A 14,681-nucleotide genomic window follows, 5' to 3' on the forward strand; every position below is an offset into this window, starting at 1 on the left:
CGTCCTTACGGGCTGGCCAGCGCGGGCGGAGCACCCTGGCTGCGGGGGCGTTCGTCGGTCATCCTGCCCCATACGATCATCCGGTAGGTGCTCGTGAACTCGGGGGTGCAGGTCGTCAGCGTGATGTACCGGCCCGGGGCGGTGAAGCCCGAGCCCTCCGGCACCGGTTTGATCACCGAGACGTTCGTCGGCGGGGTCTGCGCCAGCGACGAGGTGATCTCGTACGTGTAGTACGCGTCCCGCGTCTCGACCACGACCGGGTCCCCCGGCACCAGCCGGTTGATGAAGCGGAACGGTTCGCCATGGGTGTTGCGGTGGCCCGCCAGCGCGAAATTGCCCTGCTTGTCGGCCGGCATCGCCGTCTTGAGCGCGCCGTCCCCGTAGTGCCCGACCATCCCCTTGTCGAGCACCTTCGGCTTGCTGACCCCCTCCGCCACCGGCACCTTCACGTCCAGTTTCGGGATGTGGAGGATCGCGAAGCCCTCCCCCGGCTCGAACGCCGAGACCTGCGGCGCGGCGGCCCCGCCGGGGTCGCGTTCCCAGTTCTTCTGCAGCGAGCCGGCGGCCCCGTTCGCCGTCCGCTCCGCCAGCACGTTCGTGTACCAGAGCTGGTAGGCGACGAACAGCAGCATCACCACGCCCAGCGTGATGAACAGCTCCCCGGCGAGGCGGCTCGCGACGACCACCGGGCCGCCCGACGCGGGCCGCCTGCGCCGACGGCCCCCGCTGCTGCGCCTGCGCGTGCGCTTCGCGGCCTCCTGAGCTGCCCTGCGCCGCGCGGCCCGGCCCTCCGTGGGCGCGGACGGCGCGACCGCGGTCACGCGACGGCCTTGCCCACCACCGGGGCCAGCCCCACCGAGCGCTCGACGGCCCCCGCGTCCCCGCAGCGCACCAGCCAGTTCGCGAGCATCCGGTGGCCCCACTCGGTCAGCACCGACTCGGGGTGGAACTGCACGCCCTCGACGTCGTGCTCCCGGTGCCGCAGCCCCATGATGATCCCGTCCTCGGTGCGCGCGGTGACCTCCAGCACGTCCGGCAGGGACCCCGGCTCGGCCGCGAGCGAGTGGTAGCGGGTCGCGGTGAACGGCGACGGCAGCCCCGCGAAGACGCCGAGCCCGTCGTGCACCACCGGCGAGGTCTTCCCGTGCAGCAGCTCGGGAGCGCGGTCCACGACGCCGCCGTACGCCACGGCCATGGACTGCATGCCGAGGCACACGCCGAAGACCGGGACACCGGTGTCGGCGCAGTGGCGGACCATGTCGACGCAGACGCCCGCCTGCTCCGGCGTGCCCGGTCCGGGGGACAGCAGCACGCCGTCGAAGCCGTCCTGCGCGTGGGCGAGTTCGACCTCGTCGTTGCGCAGCACCTCGCACTCCGCGCCGAGCTGGTACAGGTACTGGACCAGGTTGAAGACAAAGCTGTCGTAGTTGTCGACAACCAGAATGCGCGCGCTCACGGAGTGGCTCCCGATCCCTCGTCCACCGTTACGTCGTTGAACGGGAGGAGCGGCTCGGCCCACGGGAAGACGTACTGGAAGAGCACGAAGACCACTCCGAGGACCAGTACGAGAGAGATCAGCGCGCGAACCCACGCGTTGCCCGGCAGATGCCGCCAGATCCAGCCGTACATGCCGTCTGTTTCCTATCCGTCCACGATCGACCACCGCACCGCGGGGGCGGTACGCCAACAGACTAAAGGCACCGGCCCGGCCGGGTGGGTCAGCTCGGCAAACCCTCCGGCCGGCCCTGGGCGACCGTGCGGGTCTGGGTCAGCTCCGCCCAGACGACCAGCCTGTGGCTGTGGCCCCACTCCGGATCGCAGGTCGTGAGCGTCAGGTACCGCCCGGGCCCGGTGAAGGGCGACCGGCGCGGCACCGGGTCGACCACCCCGATGTCGGTGGGCACGGTCCGCAGCGGCCCGCCGCGGACCGTGTACGTGTACCAGGTGGTCGCGTCCTTGAGGATCACGGCGTCCCCGGGGCGCAGCTCGGGGAAGTCCTTGAAGGGGTCGCCGTACGTCCGGCGGTGGCCCGCGACGGAGAAGTTCCCGATGCCGCCGAGGCGGGCGGTGCCCGCGTAGTGGCCGAGGCCCTTCTTGAGCAGCTCGGTGCCGGTGCCCTCCAGGACCGGTTTGTTCCAGTCCGGGCCGAAGCGCGGGACGTACATCTCGGCGAAGGCCCGGCCCGCCGGATATCCGGGCTGCTCCGGCTGCTCCTGCTCCGGCGGCGCGGGCCGCGGGGTGGCGGCGGGCGCCGGCGTCTGCTCCTGCGGGGTGGCGGCGGGCGCGGCGGCCGGGGCCCCGGCCGAGGCCCAGCCGTCGCGCATCCGGGCCATCTCCCCGTCCATGGCCCGGTCGGCCTTGACCCCGGTCCACAGCAGGACGTACGCCACGAACAGCACGATCAGCGTGCCTGCCGTCAGGCACACCTCGCTGAACGTCCGCACCACCAGGCGCAGCACGGCGTCACGGCGTACTGCTCGCGGAGGTGGCGTCCAGCGGCTTCGCATAGTGGAGGTCCACTGTGCCGGAGTAGCCGGGGAGTGTCAGCTCCCTGTGCTCGTCCACTTTCCAGCCCAGCCCGTACGCCGACACGTACATCTGGTAGTTCTGCAGGGCCGGGGAGGCGGCGAGCGCCTTGCGCAGCGCGGCCGGGTCCCCGACGGCGCTCACCTTGTACGGCGGCGAGTAGACGCGGCCCTGGAGGATCAGCGTGTTGCCGACGCAGCGCACCGCACTGGTGGAGATCAGCCGCTGGTCCATGACCTGGATGCCCTCGGCGCCGCCCTGCCACAGAGCGTTCACCACGGCCTGGAGGTCCTGCTGGTGGATCACCAGGTCGTTGGGCTGCGGCTCGGGCACGTTGGGGATGCGGGCGGTGGCGTTCGGCGGGGCGTCGTTCAGGGTGACCGTGAGCCCCTTGCCGGACAGCGGTTCGGTGCCCGAGGCGACCCGCAGGGCGGCCAGTTTCGCGTCCTCGGCCTTGGTGCTGCCGTCGTCGCGGTCGGCGAGGGTGTCCACCCGGCCGCGGACGGCCGCGGTGCTCTGTTCGAGCAGCGCGTTGTTCTGGCTGCGCTCGTGGATGAGGTCCGAGAGCTTCAGGAGTGAAGCGTCCGTCCGGATGTTCGTACCCTTGGAGGTGTTGAAACTGGTGACGAAGATGAGACCGGCCAGGGCGAAAACGGCGGCCGTCAGCAGCCGGACCGGTCTGGCCCGGCGACGGGGACCCGCGGAGGAGTCGTCGGAATTGCTCAACGTACCCTTCTCCTTCAACGCCACAGGTCCACTACGCTAACGGACGCCCGGGGCAGGCAAGGTCCCCAGCGCATCGACAGGAGAGCCCCTCGTGCCGAAGTCACGTATCCGCAAGAAGGACGACTACACGCCGCCGCCGGCGAAGCAGGCGCAGACCATCAGGCTGACCAACCGCAGCTGGGTCGCCCCGGTCATGCTGGCGTTCTTCCTGATCGGTCTCGCGTGGATCGTCGTCTTCTACGTGACCGAGACCCAGCTGCCGATCGAGGCACTGGGCAACTGGAACATCGTGGTCGGATTCGGCTTCATCGCGGCGGGATTCGGCGTGTCCACGCAGTGGAAGTAACCGGCCCCTGATCACGCGCCGGCAAGCACAGGCGCACCGGGTCCGACAAGCTCTCCCCATGAGTTATCCACAGCGTCATCCACACCTGAGGAAAAGACAGAAGATCTGTGGATAACTCTGTGGAGTGTTGACGCCGGTGTGATCAGGTGAGTTCGGCCGTACGCACCAGGACCACCGCCGCTGCCAGCAGGAATGCCGCTCCGCAGGTCCCCCACTGGACCAGCGTGCGCGTCCTGCCGGCGGCCGGTCCCACCATGCCCAGACCGACCAGCAGGCCGGTCACCAGGCCTCCGATGTGGGCCTGCCAGGACACGGACAGGCTGCCGCCGAAGGGCACGAAGGTCAGCACCAGCATGAGCACGACCATGGTGATGACCGGCCGCATCTCGTAGCGCAGGCGGCGCACCAGCACGACCGTCGCGCCGAGCAGGCCGAAGATCGCGCCGGAGGCTCCGAGGGTCGGGGTGTTCGGCGCGGTCAGCAGATAGACGAGGGCGCTCCCGCCCAGCCCCGACAGCAGGAACACGGCGAGGTACCGGACCCGGCCCAGAGCCGCCTCCAGCGGGCCGCCGATCACCCACAGGGCCAGCATGTTGCCCCCGATGTGCCACCACTCCACATGCAGGAACACCGAGCTCATCAGCCGGTAGTACTGGCCGGTGGAGACCCCTTCGACGGGGCCGCCGAAGTATTCGACGTACCGCCCGAGCAGCTCCAGCTGGACGACGAGCGCCGGCGCGAGCAGACCCACCAGGAACACCGCGGCGTTGATCCCGATGAGGACCTTGGTGACCAGGTGCGGATCGGCGGCGGCCACCCCGCCCGCGACGGTGCGCGGCGCGTTCGCGGCCGGGCCGTGCCCCGTACCGGAGCCGTCACGGACGCATTCGGGGCACTGGAAGCCGACCGAGGCGCTGATCATGCACTCGGGGCAGATGGGGCGCTCGCAGCGCGTGCAGCGGATCCCCGTGTCGCGGTCCGGGTGGCGGTAGCAGCCCGGCAGACGGTCGGTGTCCATCGGTCCCCTCGGTCAGCGGCGGGACAGGCGGTGCGCCCGCCGGTCGTCCGGCTGTGGCCCCATCGGTTGCCACGCATGCTGGACGGACGGGCGGGGCGGAAAGGTTCCCGGGGCGACGGCTCGGGGGTCAGCGCTTCTCGACGACGACGGACTGGATGATCACGTCGTCCAGGGGGCGCTCGGTGCGCGGGTTCGTCCGCAGGCCGGCGATGTCGTCCACGATCTTCTGGCTGGCCTTGTCGGTGACCTCGCCGAAGATGGTGTGCTTGCGGGTCAGCCAGGCGGTGGGCGCGACGGTGATGAAGAACTGGGACCCGTTGGTGCCCGGGCCGGCGTTGGCCATGGCGAGCAGGTACGGCTTGGTGAAGGCCAGGTCGGGGTGGAACTCGTCGGCGAACTGGTAGCCGGGGCCGCCGGTGCCGTTGCCGAGCGGGTCGCCGCCCTGGATCATGAAGCCGCTGATGACGCGGTGGAAGACGGTGCCGTCGTACAGCGCATCGGTGGTCTTCTGGCCGTCGGTGGGACGGGTCCATTCGCGGGCGCCCGTGGCCAGCTCCACGAAGTTCTTGACCGTCTTCGGAGCGAAGTTCTCCAGGAGCTCGATCTCGATGTCGCCGTGGTTGGTCTTCAGGGTGGCGTAGAGCTTCTCGGCCACGGATCTGCCTTCCATAGTCATCACTGTCGGTCCAGATCCTCCCACGGAGCGCTGCACGGCACAGAAATCCTCCACCCGTATGCCCTGTCACGCATGCCGCCCGACGGTATGGCAGGCATGATCCGACAAAGGGTGGAAAGGTGAACTGTGTCCGCCACCGAGGAGGAGGATCCTGTGACCCGCAAGGACAGCGTGCACCTGGCCGCCGAAAGCGCCAGGGAATCGGCGAGGCACGCAGCGGAAGCGGTGGCGCCGTACGCGACGGCCGCCAGGGAAGCCGCTGCGCACTACGCGGCCGAGGCGAACGAGCGGCTGGCACCGAAGGTCTCGTACGCGACCGCCGAGGCGGCCCGGCAGGCGCGCACGGCGTACGACGCCCATCTGCACCCGAGGATGAGGGCGGCCCGCACGCACGTGCCCCCGAACGTGGACCGGGCGGCGACGATGGCCGTGCACCACACGCGCCGCGCGGCGCGGCAGGCGGCCGACTACACGCAGCCGAGGCTGGAGAGCGCGCTGGCGGCGGCCCAGCCGGTGGCCGAGGAGGCCGCGTCCCGGTCGACGGCGGCCCTGGCGGCGCTGCGCGGCCAGGTGTCGGCCAAGGAGGTCCAGAAGCTGATCAAGCGTCACGAGCGGCGGTGCCGGGCCGGCCGGGCGTTCAAGTTCGCGGCCGTGGTCGGCGTAGTGGCCGGTGCCGCGTACCTGGCGTGGCGGTGGTGGGACCAGCAGTCGAACCCGGACTGGCTCGTCGAGCCGCCGGCCGCCACGGAGCTGTCGCGCGAGCGCGATCAGGCCAGCTTCGACGACGAGCTGGCGGCGAAGGAGCGCGAGGTCTCCAACGGCTCGCCCGACGAGTGAGCCGGCTCTGACCGCATGGGGAGAGGGCCCGGATCCGTGGGATCCGGGCCCTCTCGCCGTCTGTGGTCAGTGGGGGAGGGTGAGCACCTGGCCGGGGTGGACGAGGTCGGGGTTCGAGCCGATGACGCCCCTGTTCATGGCGTAGAGCTCGCGCCAGCGGGCCTCGTTGCCCAGCTCCCGGCGGGCGATCGCGGAGAGCGAGTCGCCCGCCCGCACGGTGTACGTACGCTTCTTGGCGGCCGGCACCGGCTTGGGCGCCGGAGCCGCCGGCACCGCCTTGTGCGCCGCGGACGTGGGCGTCGGGGTGTGCGGCGCGGGCTTCGGCGGGGCCGCGGCGGCCATCCGCTCGGCGGCGGCCTTGGTGGCCGAGACGGCGTCGGTGTACTTCGCCGCGTAGTCGGCGGACGCGGCCGCCGCGGCCTTCTCCGCGGCCTCGTGCTTCTTCTTGTCGGACTTGAGGAAGTCGAAGAGTCCCATTGGTCTGTACGCCTCCGGCGTGGTGTCGCCCCCTGGCTCGGTGCCTTCCCCCCACTGTCGGACAGCCGGGGCCGCCCGGCCCTGTGACAGGGCCAACCGGGGGACCCGGGCGGGCGCCCGCCCTGCTGTTACTGTCCACGGATGCCCGAGCTCGTCTTCCCCTCCCCCCGTCTGCACGCCTCCTGGCTCGCCGCCCGCGAGGAGTGGGGCACCGACGCCCACATGGACGGCGCCGGACTCGGCTCGGAGGACGACGTCGACAGCCCCGGGGGCTTCGCCGCCTGGACGGAGCGGCTGCGCGGGTACGGGGACCGGACCCGCCCCGTCGAGCAGGGTCGCGTGCACGCCACGTACTGGTGGATCACCGAGGACGACACCTATCTGGGTGCCATCGACCTGCGCCACTACCTGAACGGCTTCCTCCTCGACGCCGGCGGCCACATCGGATACGGCATACGGCCCTCCGCCCGCCGGCGCGGGCTGGCCGGCTGGGCCCTCGGCGCGGTCCTGTACGAGGCCCGGCTCCTGGGGATGGACCGGGTACTCCTGACGTGCGACCCCGGTAACACCGGGTCGGTACGCACGATCGAGCGGGGCGGCGGCGTCCTGGAGGACGTGCGCGACACCCTCGTCGGCCCCAAGCGCCGGTACTGGATCGACCTCTAAGCGACCTCTGGCCGGGGCGCCGCCGCGCGCACCACACCACGCAAAGAGGCCACCTGACCTGCGTTTCCGCTGGTCAGGTGGCCTCTGGTGCTGTGGAGCTTAGGAGATTCGAACTCCTGACATCTGCCTTGCAAAGGCAGCGCTCTACCAACTGAGCTAAAGCCCCGAAAAGATGGACGCGACCGCCTCCCGTGAAGGTGTGGCCGTTCCGCAGAACAGAGTACCGGGTGTACCCCCGCATCTCGCAAAATTATGGGGGCTCCCGCCATGCGACCACGCTCCGTAAGATGCTCGCGAGGTTCGCACCAGCGAAGTAGGGGAGTAGTAAGAGTGGACGCTGTTCAGCAAGAGGCCACGGCCAGAGCCAGAGAGCTTCAGCGCAGTTGGTACGGGGAGCCGCTGGGCGCTCTCTTCCGCCGGCTCATAGATGACCTCGGCTTGAACCAGGCCCGCCTCGCTGCCGTCCTCGGACTGTCGGCGCCCATGCTGTCCCAGCTGATGAGCGGCCAGCGGGCCAAGATCGGGAACCCGGCCGTGGTGCAGCGCGTCCAGGCCCTCCAGGATCTCGCGGGCCAGGTGGCGGACGGAAGCGTCAGCGCGGCCGAGGCCACCGACCGGATGGACGAGATCAAGAAGACCCAGGGAGGCTCCGTCCTCAGCAACAGCGGGCAGACCACCACCGGTTCGGGCGCGCCGACCGTCAAGCGCGTCGTCCGCGAGATCCAGTCGCTGCTGCGGTCGGTCTCCGCGGCCGGCGACATCATCGATGCGGCCGACTCCCTCGCCCCCAGCCATCCCGAACTGGCAGAGTTCCTCCGGGTCTACGGCGCGGGCCGCACCGCCGACGCGGTCGCCCACTACGAGGCCCACCAGAACTGACGCGGGAACGCACGCACGAGACGGGGGACGGGCGCAGCGATGGGTGAGATCTTCGCCGGTCGGTACGAGCTGATCGATCCGATCGGGCGCGGTGGCGCGGGCGCCGTGTGGCGGGCCTGGGACCACCGGCGCCGCCGGTACGTCGCCGCCAAGGTGCTGCGGCAGAGCGACGCCCACACCCTGCTGCGGTTCGTCCGGGAGCAGGCCCTGCGCATCGACCACCCGCACGTGCTGGCGCCCGCCAGCTGGGCGGCGGACGACGACAAGGTCCTGTTCACGATGGACCTCGTCGCCGGCGGCTCCCTCGCCCACGTGATCGGGGACTACGGCCCGCTGCCGCCCCGTTTCGTGTGCACGCTGCTCGACCAGCTCCTGTCGGGGCTGGCGGCGGTGCACGCGGAAGGCGTCGTGCACCGCGACATCAAGCCCGCCAACATCCTGATGGAGGCGACCGGATCCGGACGGCCGCACCTGCGGCTGTCCGACTTCGGCATCTCGATGCGCAAGGGCGAGCCCCGCCTCACCGAGACCGACTACGTGGTCGGCACCCCCGGCTACTTCGCCCCGGAACAACTGCTCGGCTCCGAACCCGACTTCCCCGCCGACCTCTTCGCCGTCGGGCTCGTCGCCCTCTACCTCCTGCGCGGCAGCAAGCCCGATTCCCGGGCCCTGGTCGAGCACTTCTTCGCCCATGGCACCCCCGCCGCCCCCGAGGGCGTTCCGGCGCCGCTCTGGGACGTCATCGCGAACCTCCTCCAGCCGGACCCCCAGAGCCGGTTCAAGACCGCCACAGGGGCCCGCAAGGCCCTTGTCGAGGCCGTGGAGCTGCTCCCGCGGCCCGCGGCGGGCGAGGACCCGGTGGAGGTGTTCGACCAACTCGGACCGCTCCCCGCCGGTTTCGGGCCCCAAGGGCCGCAGAGCACGGCCGCGGTGACCCCCGAGTCGCCCACCGCGGCGGGGGTCCCCGCGCAGGCGCACGCGGCCGCGCCCGCCCCCGTACCGGCCGCCCCGGCGGGGTTCGGGCCGCCGCCGGCCGGGGTGTTCGGGCCCTCGGAGACGGGGAGCTTCCACCTCCCGCCGCCGGTGCGCTCCGATGCCCCGGGCGCCTCCGGCCCGACGCCCGGCCCGACGCCCGGCACGACACCCGGCACGACCGCCGCCACCGCCGTCGCCGCCCCGTACGCGGCGCCCCCGCGGTCCGGCGGGATCGCCCCGCCGTCGGCGAGGGCCACCGCCGGGATCCTCACCGCGGCGCTGCTGTGCTTCGCCGTGGGCGTCTGGGCGCTGACCCGGATCTGAGCCGCGCAACGCCCTCTGGTCCGCCTTACGCGGTCGGCCCGTGCCGTCGGCCCAGCAGGAACCATCCGCCGAGCACGAGCAGCAGCACGGTCCCGGTGCCGAAGCCCGCGCCGGCCACCACCCGCATCACCGAGCGCCCGTCGGCCGCCTCCGCGGCCTCGGGGGCGGTGAGCCCGTCCTTGGCGGCCGCCCGTTCGTCCGCGCCGACCCCGAACCCGGCGGCGGTCAGGCTCTCCTTGTACGCGGGCCCCTTGGCCGGGGCGCCGCTCACGTCCATGCGCAGCGTCAGCGGCACCGGGCTGGCGTCCTCGGTGAACTCGGCGACCTTCCCGCCCAGGGTGACCGCGATGTAGTACCAGCCCGCCAGCCCGGCCCCCCGTACCTCTCCGCTGTTCGAGAAGCGGTTCTCGTAGGCCACCGGCGCCGTCTTCGGCAGGGTGACGCCCGCCTGCTTGCCGGCGTACGAGACGTCCTTGTCCTCGACCAGGCCCCGGTACGGGCTGTACAGCGCGACGCTGAGCCCGCCCGAGGCAGACCCGTACGACTTGGTCATCCTGGCGCCGGCGAGCTCGGCGCTGAGCCCCAGCTGCTGTCCCCAGTCGAGCGGGACCCGGTAGAAGCGGGTCTGGCCGGGCCGCAGGTCGTCCCGCCAGACCCCGCTGCCCAGCGCCCGGGCGTCGTTGAAGCCGGTGCCGCCGCTGCGCGCCACCGGCTCGCTGCCGGGCAGCGTCGGCGAGGCCGAGGGCCAGACGCTGGGCGCGGTGGTGGGGGCGCTGCCGGCGGCGAGGCCGGGCTCGCGCTGAAGCAGCAGTTCCACCGGCCACGCGCCCGGGTCGGAGTCCTTGGCGGCGGTGCGGGTGACCTTCGCGAAGTAGACGCCGGCGCCCTGGCATTCGGCGTCCTCCTCCAGCCGCCGGACCGCGACCGCGCCGAGGGGGACCGGGTCGTAACCGAAGCCGGCCCGGCCGGGGTTGTTCGGGCAGCGCCCGCCCTCCTTGGTCATGATCTCGACCTCGAGGCCGTCGCCGTAGCCGACCTTGGCGCCGCGCGGGGGCTGGAGGACGGCGGAGAAGTACACGCTGGAGGCGTCGTCGAGATTCAGCCGGTAGACGCGCTCGCCCGGGCCGATGGTGTCCGCGTAGGCCTGCCCGGCCGCCACGAGCGGGGCGTCCGCGCTGCTGGGCCTGCCCTCGATCCGCTTGGCGCCCTCGGCGCCCTGATACGCCGGCACCGGCTGCGGGGACGCCGTGGCGGCCTGCACCGCCCCCGGAAGGCCCCCGGCCAGCCCCAGGGCCGCCGCCCCCACCAGCACCGTCGTTCGTACCCGCCCCATCACGCCACCCCGATTTTGCTAGCGCAAGCCAAATCTTTGCAGAACGTAATTTTTCGTCACAGAACAGCACAAAGCCCCGGCCGCAGCGGCAGCCGGGGCTTCATGAGATCAGCTTTCGGTCTCACACACCGGAACCAGAGGGCACGGAGTCAGTTGCCTCCGTCCACAGGTCCTGCTCGGCGCGGTCCGCCTGGATCTGGCGGTACACGAGGAGCCCGCCGATGGCGGCCAGTGCGACCAGGAGCAGCTTCTTCACCGCGCGACCTCGTCTTTCATTGACGTTGGGGACTTCTGACGGCCAACAATACACACGCACCGATACCGTTCGGTGACCTGGGAAGCCCTCAACTGACCCTACGAAGAAGACCCCCAGGCCGGGGGCCTGGGGGTCTTCTTCACTGTGGGGCTAACAGGATTTGAACCTGTGGCCTCATCCTTATCAGGGATGCGCTCTAACCAACTGAGCTATAGCCCCATCCGCGCTGCGCGCTGACTCCTGAAGATTAGCGCACAGACACGGTCCCGCCAAAATCCGTTCCCCGGGGCAGTCCCCGCAGGTCAATCAGCGGTCATTCGTCCTCGGCGAGCGTGAGCTCCACACCGCCGACGAAGCCCGCCGACAAGTTGTAGATGAACGCGCCCAGCGTCGCCAGCGCCGTCGCCAGCACCACGTCGATGACCGCGATCACCGACGTGAAGATCAGAACGCGCGGCAGCGACAGGAACGACTGGAGGTCGAAGCCGTTGCTCTCGTTCGACCCGGTCGCCTCGCTGATGGTGCCGCCGACGGTCGAGAAGACGCCCATGGCGTCCATGACCATCCACAGCACCGCCGCCGCCACGATCGTGCACACGCCCAGCGCGATCGACAGCAGGAAGCTGACCTTCATCACCGACCACGGGTCGGCCTTGGCCACCCGCAGCCGCGCCTTGCGCGTCCTGGGCGCCGTACGGGCCCCCGTACGCGGCTTGCGCTGCGCCGCGGCGTCCCCGGCGGCCCGCGGCGCGCCGGGGGCCGTGGGCGCCGCGTACGCCTGCGGCGGGTGGTACGGCTGCTCCGTCGGCCGGCCGGCCGCGGCGGCCGGTGCGGCCGCCGGTACGGCCGCCGGGGCGGCCTTCTCCTGCTTCGGCTTGCGGGTGTCCGTCACGGTCCTCCCCTTGCCCTTGGCGGACTCGGCGGCCTCGACGGCCCCTTCCGGGGAGTCCGCGGCGGGGCCACGGGTACCGTCCTCCCCAGTCTTGGCCGGTCCGGCGCCCGTGGCTCCACTCACGACTTACTCCTCGTGCTCCCCGGCCGAGGGCTGCGTGCCCTCGGCGGCCTCGGCGGCCTGTCCTTCGGCTGCCTCGGTCTCCTCGACCTCGTCAGCATCCTGACCGGCCTCGGCGTTACGAGCGATACCGACCACGGCATCGCGCTTGCCCAGGTTGATCAGCTGGACGCCCATGGTGTCACGGCCGGTCTCCCTGACTTCGTTGACTCGCGTACGAATCACACCGCCGCCGAGCGTGATGGCGAGAATCTCGTCCGTCTCGTCCACGACGAGCGCCCCGACGAGCGATCCGCGGTCCTCCACGATCTTGGCGGCCTTGATGCCCAGACCACCACGGCCCTGGACGCGGTACTCGTCGACCGGCGTCCGCTTGGCGTAGCCGCCGTCGGTCGCGGTGAAGACGAACGTACCCGGCCTCACCACGCTCATGGAGAGCAGTTCGTCACCTTCGCGGAAACTCATGCCCTTCACGCCCGAGGTGGCACGGCCCATCGGCCGCAGCGCGTCGTCGGTCGCCGTGAAGCGGATCGACTGCGCCTTCTTGCTGATGAGCAGCAGGTCGTCCTCGGCGGACACCAGCTCGGCGCCGATCAGCTCGTCATCGCCGCCGTCCTCGGTCTCCCGGAGGTTGATCGCGATGACGCCACCCGAACGGGGCGAGTCGTAGTCCTTGAGCGCCGTCTTCTTCACCAGGCCGCCCTTGGTGGCCAGGATCAGGTACGGGGCGGCCTCGTAGTCGCGGATCGCGAGGATCTGGGCGATCTTCTCGTCCGGCTGGAAGGCCAGCAGGTTCGCCACGTGCTGCCCGCGGGCGTCACGGCCGGCGTCCGGCAGCTCGTACGCCTTGGAGCGGTAGACCCGGCCCTTGTTCGTGAAGAACAGCAGCCAGTGGTGCGTGGTGGACACGAAGAAGTGGTCGACCAGGTCGTCCTGCTTCAGCTTCGTGCCGCGCACGCCCTTGCCGCCGCGCTTCTGCGAGCGGTAGTCCTCGGTCTTGGTGCGCTTGACGTAGCCGCCGTGGGTGATCGTGACGACGATGTCCTCTTCGGCGATCAGGTCCTCCATGGACATGTCGCCGTCGAAGGGGACCAGCTTGGATCGCCGGTCGTCGCCGAACTTCTCGACGAGGGCCGCCAGCTCCTCGCTGACGATCGAGCGCTGCTTCTCCGGCGAGGCCAGGATCGCGTTGTACTCGTTGATCTTCGCCTGGAGCTCGTCGTGCTCGGCGACGATCTTCTGCCGCTCCAGGGCCGCCAGGCGCCGCAGCTGCATCTCGAGGATCGCGTTGGCCTGGATCTCGTCGATCTCCAGCAGGCCCATCAGGCCCTCGCGCGCGATCTCGACGGTGTTGCTGCGCCGGATCAGCGCGATGACCTCGTCGATCGCGTCCAGCGCCTTGAGCAGGCCGCGCAGGATGTGCGCCCGCTCCTCCGCCTTGCGCAGGCGGAACTTCGTACGCCGGACGATGACCTCGATCTGGTGCTGCACCCAGTGGCGGATGAACGCGTCGATCGACAGCGTGCGCGGCACGCCGTCCACGAGCGCCAGCATGTTCGCGCCGAAGTTCGTCTGGAGGTCGGTGTGCTTGTACAGGTTGTTCAGCACGACCTTGGCGACGGCGTCGCGCTTGAGCACGATCACCAGGCGCTGGCCCGTGCGCGACGAGGTCTCGTCGCGCACGTCGGCGATGCCGCCGATCTTGCCGTCCTTCACCAGGTCGGCGATCTTCTGCGCCAGGTTGTCCGGGTTCGTCTGGTACGGAAGCTCCGTGACCACCAGGCACTGGCGGTTCTGGATCTCCTCGACCTCGACCACCGCGCGCATCGTGATCGAGCCGCGCCCGGTCCGGTACGCCTCCTCGATGCCCTTGCGGCCCACGACCAGCGCGCCCGACGGGAAGTCGGGGCCCTTGATCCGCTCCAGGAGCGCGTCGAGCAGCTCCTCGTGCGAGGCGTCCGGGTGCTCCAGCGCCCACTGGGCGCCGGCCGCGACCTCGCGCAGGTTGTGCGGCGGGATGTTGGTGGCCATGCCGACCGCGATACCGGCGCTGCCGTTGACCAGCAGGTTCGGGAAGCGGGCCGGCAGGACGGTCGGCTCCTGGTTGCGGCCGTCGTAGTTGTCCGTGAAGTCGACGGTCTCCTCGTCGATGTCCCGGAGCATCTCCATGGCCAGCGGCATCAGCTTGCACTCGGTGTAGCGCATCGCGGCCGCCGGGTCGTTGCCCGGGGAGCCGAAGTTGCCGTTGCTGTCCACCAGCGGCATGCGCATCGACCACGGCTGGGCCAGGCGGACCAGGGCGTCGTAGATGGAGCTGTCGCCGTGCGGGTGGTACGTACCCATGACGTCACCGACGACGCGGGCGCACTTGTAGAAGCCCTTCTCGGGCCGGTAGCCGCCGTCGTACATCGCGTACAGCACGCGGCGGTGGACCGGCTTGAGGCCGTCCCGTACGTCGGGCAGCGCGCGCGAGACGATGACGGACATCGCGTAGTCGAGGTAGGAGCGCTGCATCTCCGTCTCGAGCCCGACGGGCTCGATGCGCAGCACGGGCTGCTCCTCCGCGGGATTCTCGGCGGTGGGGGTGGTTTCGTCGGCCATTGCTGGTCAGAAGTCCTTTCAGGCGGTCA

General features: G+C 70.9%; 17 protein-coding genes and 2 tRNA genes. 5 read left to right on the forward strand and 14 right to left on the reverse strand.

Annotated features, from left to right (window positions below; all coding sequences use genetic code 11):
• Positions 1–5 precede the first annotated feature (5 nt).
• The 5 genes from IF02_RS0101600 to IF02_RS0101620 all read right to left on the reverse strand — a co-directional run bounded on the left by IF02_RS0101600 (position 6) and on the right by IF02_RS0101620 (position 3,252).
• Positions 6–821 (reverse strand): class E sortase, encoded by an 816-nt coding sequence (locus IF02_RS0101600; protein WP_420708068.1) that lies wholly within the window; start codon positions 819–821, stop codon positions 6–8.
• Positions 818–1,456 (reverse strand): aminodeoxychorismate/anthranilate synthase component II, encoded by a 639-nt coding sequence (locus tag IF02_RS0101605; protein ID WP_030153136.1) that lies wholly within the window; start codon positions 1,454–1,456, stop codon positions 818–820. The genes IF02_RS0101600 and IF02_RS0101605 overlap by 4 nt, the downstream gene beginning before the upstream one ends.
• Positions 1,453–1,629, reverse strand: coding sequence for a hypothetical protein (locus tag IF02_RS35055; RefSeq protein ID WP_030153138.1), 177 nt, complete (start codon positions 1,627–1,629; stop codon positions 1,453–1,455). Before IF02_RS35055 ends, IF02_RS0101605 begins: the two co-directional genes overlap by 4 nt.
• An 89-nt stretch (positions 1,630–1,718) precedes the next feature.
• On the reverse strand, positions 1,719–2,507 hold the full coding sequence (locus IF02_RS0101615) for a class E sortase (protein WP_051695439.1): 789 nt from the start codon (positions 2,505–2,507) through the stop codon (positions 1,719–1,721).
• Positions 2,464–3,252 (reverse strand): DUF881 domain-containing protein, encoded by a 789-nt coding sequence (locus IF02_RS0101620; protein WP_030153141.1) that lies wholly within the window; start codon positions 3,250–3,252, stop codon positions 2,464–2,466. The genes IF02_RS0101615 and IF02_RS0101620 overlap by 44 nt, the downstream gene beginning before the upstream one ends.
• A gap of 91 nt (positions 3,253–3,343) precedes the next feature.
• On the opposite strand from IF02_RS0101620, the gene crgA reads away from it, so the two are divergent.
• Positions 3,344–3,598: a cell division protein CrgA gene (gene crgA / locus IF02_RS0101625; protein ID WP_030153143.1), complete on the forward strand. Its 255-nt coding sequence runs from the start codon at positions 3,344–3,346 to the stop codon at positions 3,596–3,598.
• 142 nt (positions 3,599–3,740) lie between these two features.
• On the opposite strand, the gene IF02_RS0101630 is transcribed toward crgA, so the two are convergent.
• Positions 3,741–4,616 (reverse strand): rhomboid family intramembrane serine protease, encoded by an 876-nt coding sequence (locus tag IF02_RS0101630; RefSeq protein ID WP_030153144.1) that lies wholly within the window; start codon positions 4,614–4,616, stop codon positions 3,741–3,743.
• Positions 4,617–4,743: 127 nt separating this feature from the next.
• Positions 4,744–5,271, reverse strand: coding sequence for a peptidylprolyl isomerase (locus tag IF02_RS0101635; protein ID WP_030153146.1), 528 nt, complete (start codon positions 5,269–5,271; stop codon positions 4,744–4,746).
• Positions 5,272–5,445: 174 nt separating this feature from the next.
• On the opposite strand from IF02_RS0101635, the gene IF02_RS0101640 reads away from it, so the two are divergent.
• The gene (locus IF02_RS0101640; RefSeq protein WP_037835355.1) at positions 5,446–6,129 is read left to right on the forward strand and encodes a DUF5324 family protein; all 684 of its coding nucleotides are present in this window, start codon (positions 5,446–5,448) and stop codon (positions 6,127–6,129) included.
• Between the two features lie 66 nt (positions 6,130–6,195).
• Here IF02_RS0101640 and IF02_RS32935 read toward each other — a convergent pair whose 3' ends face one another.
• Entirely contained in the window at positions 6,196–6,606 is a 411-nt protein-coding gene (locus IF02_RS32935) for a LysM peptidoglycan-binding domain-containing protein (RefSeq protein WP_051695443.1), read from the reverse strand.
• Positions 6,607–6,747: 141 nt separating this feature from the next.
• Between IF02_RS32935 and IF02_RS0101650 the strand changes: the two genes are divergently transcribed.
• Complete coding sequence (locus tag IF02_RS0101650; RefSeq protein ID WP_030153151.1) at positions 6,748–7,272, forward strand: GNAT family N-acetyltransferase; 525 nt, start codon at positions 6,748–6,750, stop codon at positions 7,270–7,272.
• 93 nt (positions 7,273–7,365) lie between these two features.
• Here IF02_RS0101650 and IF02_RS0101655 read toward each other — a convergent pair.
• A tRNA-Ala gene (locus IF02_RS0101655) sits at positions 7,366–7,438 on the reverse strand.
• Between the two features lie 164 nt (positions 7,439–7,602).
• Here IF02_RS0101655 and IF02_RS0101660 point away from each other — a divergent pair.
• Positions 7,603–8,151 (forward strand): helix-turn-helix domain-containing protein, encoded by a 549-nt coding sequence (locus IF02_RS0101660; RefSeq protein ID WP_030153152.1) that lies wholly within the window; start codon positions 7,603–7,605, stop codon positions 8,149–8,151.
• Positions 8,152–8,190: 39 nt separating this feature from the next.
• Entirely contained in the window at positions 8,191–9,450 is a 1,260-nt protein-coding gene (locus IF02_RS0101665) for a serine/threonine-protein kinase (RefSeq protein WP_030153154.1), read from the forward strand.
• Positions 9,451–9,475: 25 nt separating this feature from the next.
• Here the strand turns inward: IF02_RS0101665 and IF02_RS0101670 are convergent, their stop codons facing one another.
• From IF02_RS0101670 to gyrA, 5 genes are all read right to left on the reverse strand, one after another.
• On the reverse strand, positions 9,476–10,783 hold the full coding sequence (locus IF02_RS0101670; RefSeq protein WP_030153156.1) for a hypothetical protein: 1,308 nt from the start codon (positions 10,781–10,783) through the stop codon (positions 9,476–9,478).
• A 121-nt stretch (positions 10,784–10,904) separates the two neighbouring features.
• Entirely contained in the window at positions 10,905–11,039 is a 135-nt protein-coding gene (locus tag IF02_RS35340; protein WP_208809277.1) for a DLW-39 family protein, read from the reverse strand.
• 145 nt (positions 11,040–11,184) lie between these two features.
• Positions 11,185–11,258, reverse strand: a tRNA-Ile gene (locus tag IF02_RS0101680).
• Positions 11,259–11,352: 94 nt separating this feature from the next.
• A complete protein-coding gene (locus IF02_RS0101685) occupies positions 11,353–12,054 on the reverse strand; it encodes a DUF3566 domain-containing protein (protein WP_030153158.1) in 702 nt (233 codons plus the stop codon).
• 3 nt (positions 12,055–12,057) lie between these two features.
• A complete protein-coding gene (gene gyrA / locus IF02_RS0101690; protein ID WP_030153159.1) occupies positions 12,058–14,652 on the reverse strand; it encodes a DNA gyrase subunit A in 2,595 nt (864 codons plus the stop codon).
• Between the last annotated feature and the right edge of the window lie 29 nt (positions 14,653–14,681).

This window comes from Streptomyces sp. NRRL S-244 (assembly GCF_000717915.1).
Taxonomy (GTDB): domain Bacteria; phylum Actinomycetota; class Actinomycetes; order Streptomycetales; family Streptomycetaceae; genus Streptomyces.

Bases quoted from the DNA above. Each gene is read 5' to 3' on its own strand.
- IF02_RS35055 (WP_030153138.1), bottom strand. From the start codon at position 1,629: ATGTACGGCTGGATCTGGCGGCATCTGCCGGGCAACGCGTGGGTTCGC.
- IF02_RS0101615 (WP_051695439.1), bottom strand. From the start codon at position 2,507: ATGCGAAGCCGCTGGACGCCACCTCCGCGAGCAGTACGCCGTGACGCC.
- IF02_RS0101630 (WP_030153144.1), bottom strand. From the start codon at position 4,616: ATGGACACCGACCGTCTGCCGGGCTGCTACCGCCACCCGGACCGCGAC.
- IF02_RS32935 (WP_051695443.1), bottom strand. From the start codon at position 6,606: ATGGGACTCTTCGACTTCCTCAAGTCCGACAAGAAGAAGCACGAGGCC.
- IF02_RS0101650 (WP_030153151.1), top strand. From the start codon at position 6,748: ATGCCCGAGCTCGTCTTCCCCTCCCCCCGTCTGCACGCCTCCTGGCTC.
- IF02_RS0101665 (WP_030153154.1), top strand. From the start codon at position 8,191: ATGGGTGAGATCTTCGCCGGTCGGTACGAGCTGATCGATCCGATCGGG.
- IF02_RS0101670 (WP_030153156.1), bottom strand. From the start codon at position 10,783: ATGGGGCGGGTACGAACGACGGTGCTGGTGGGGGCGGCGGCCCTGGGG.
- gyrA (WP_030153159.1), bottom strand. From the start codon at position 14,652: ATGGCCGACGAAACCACCCCCACCGCCGAGAATCCCGCGGAGGAGCAG.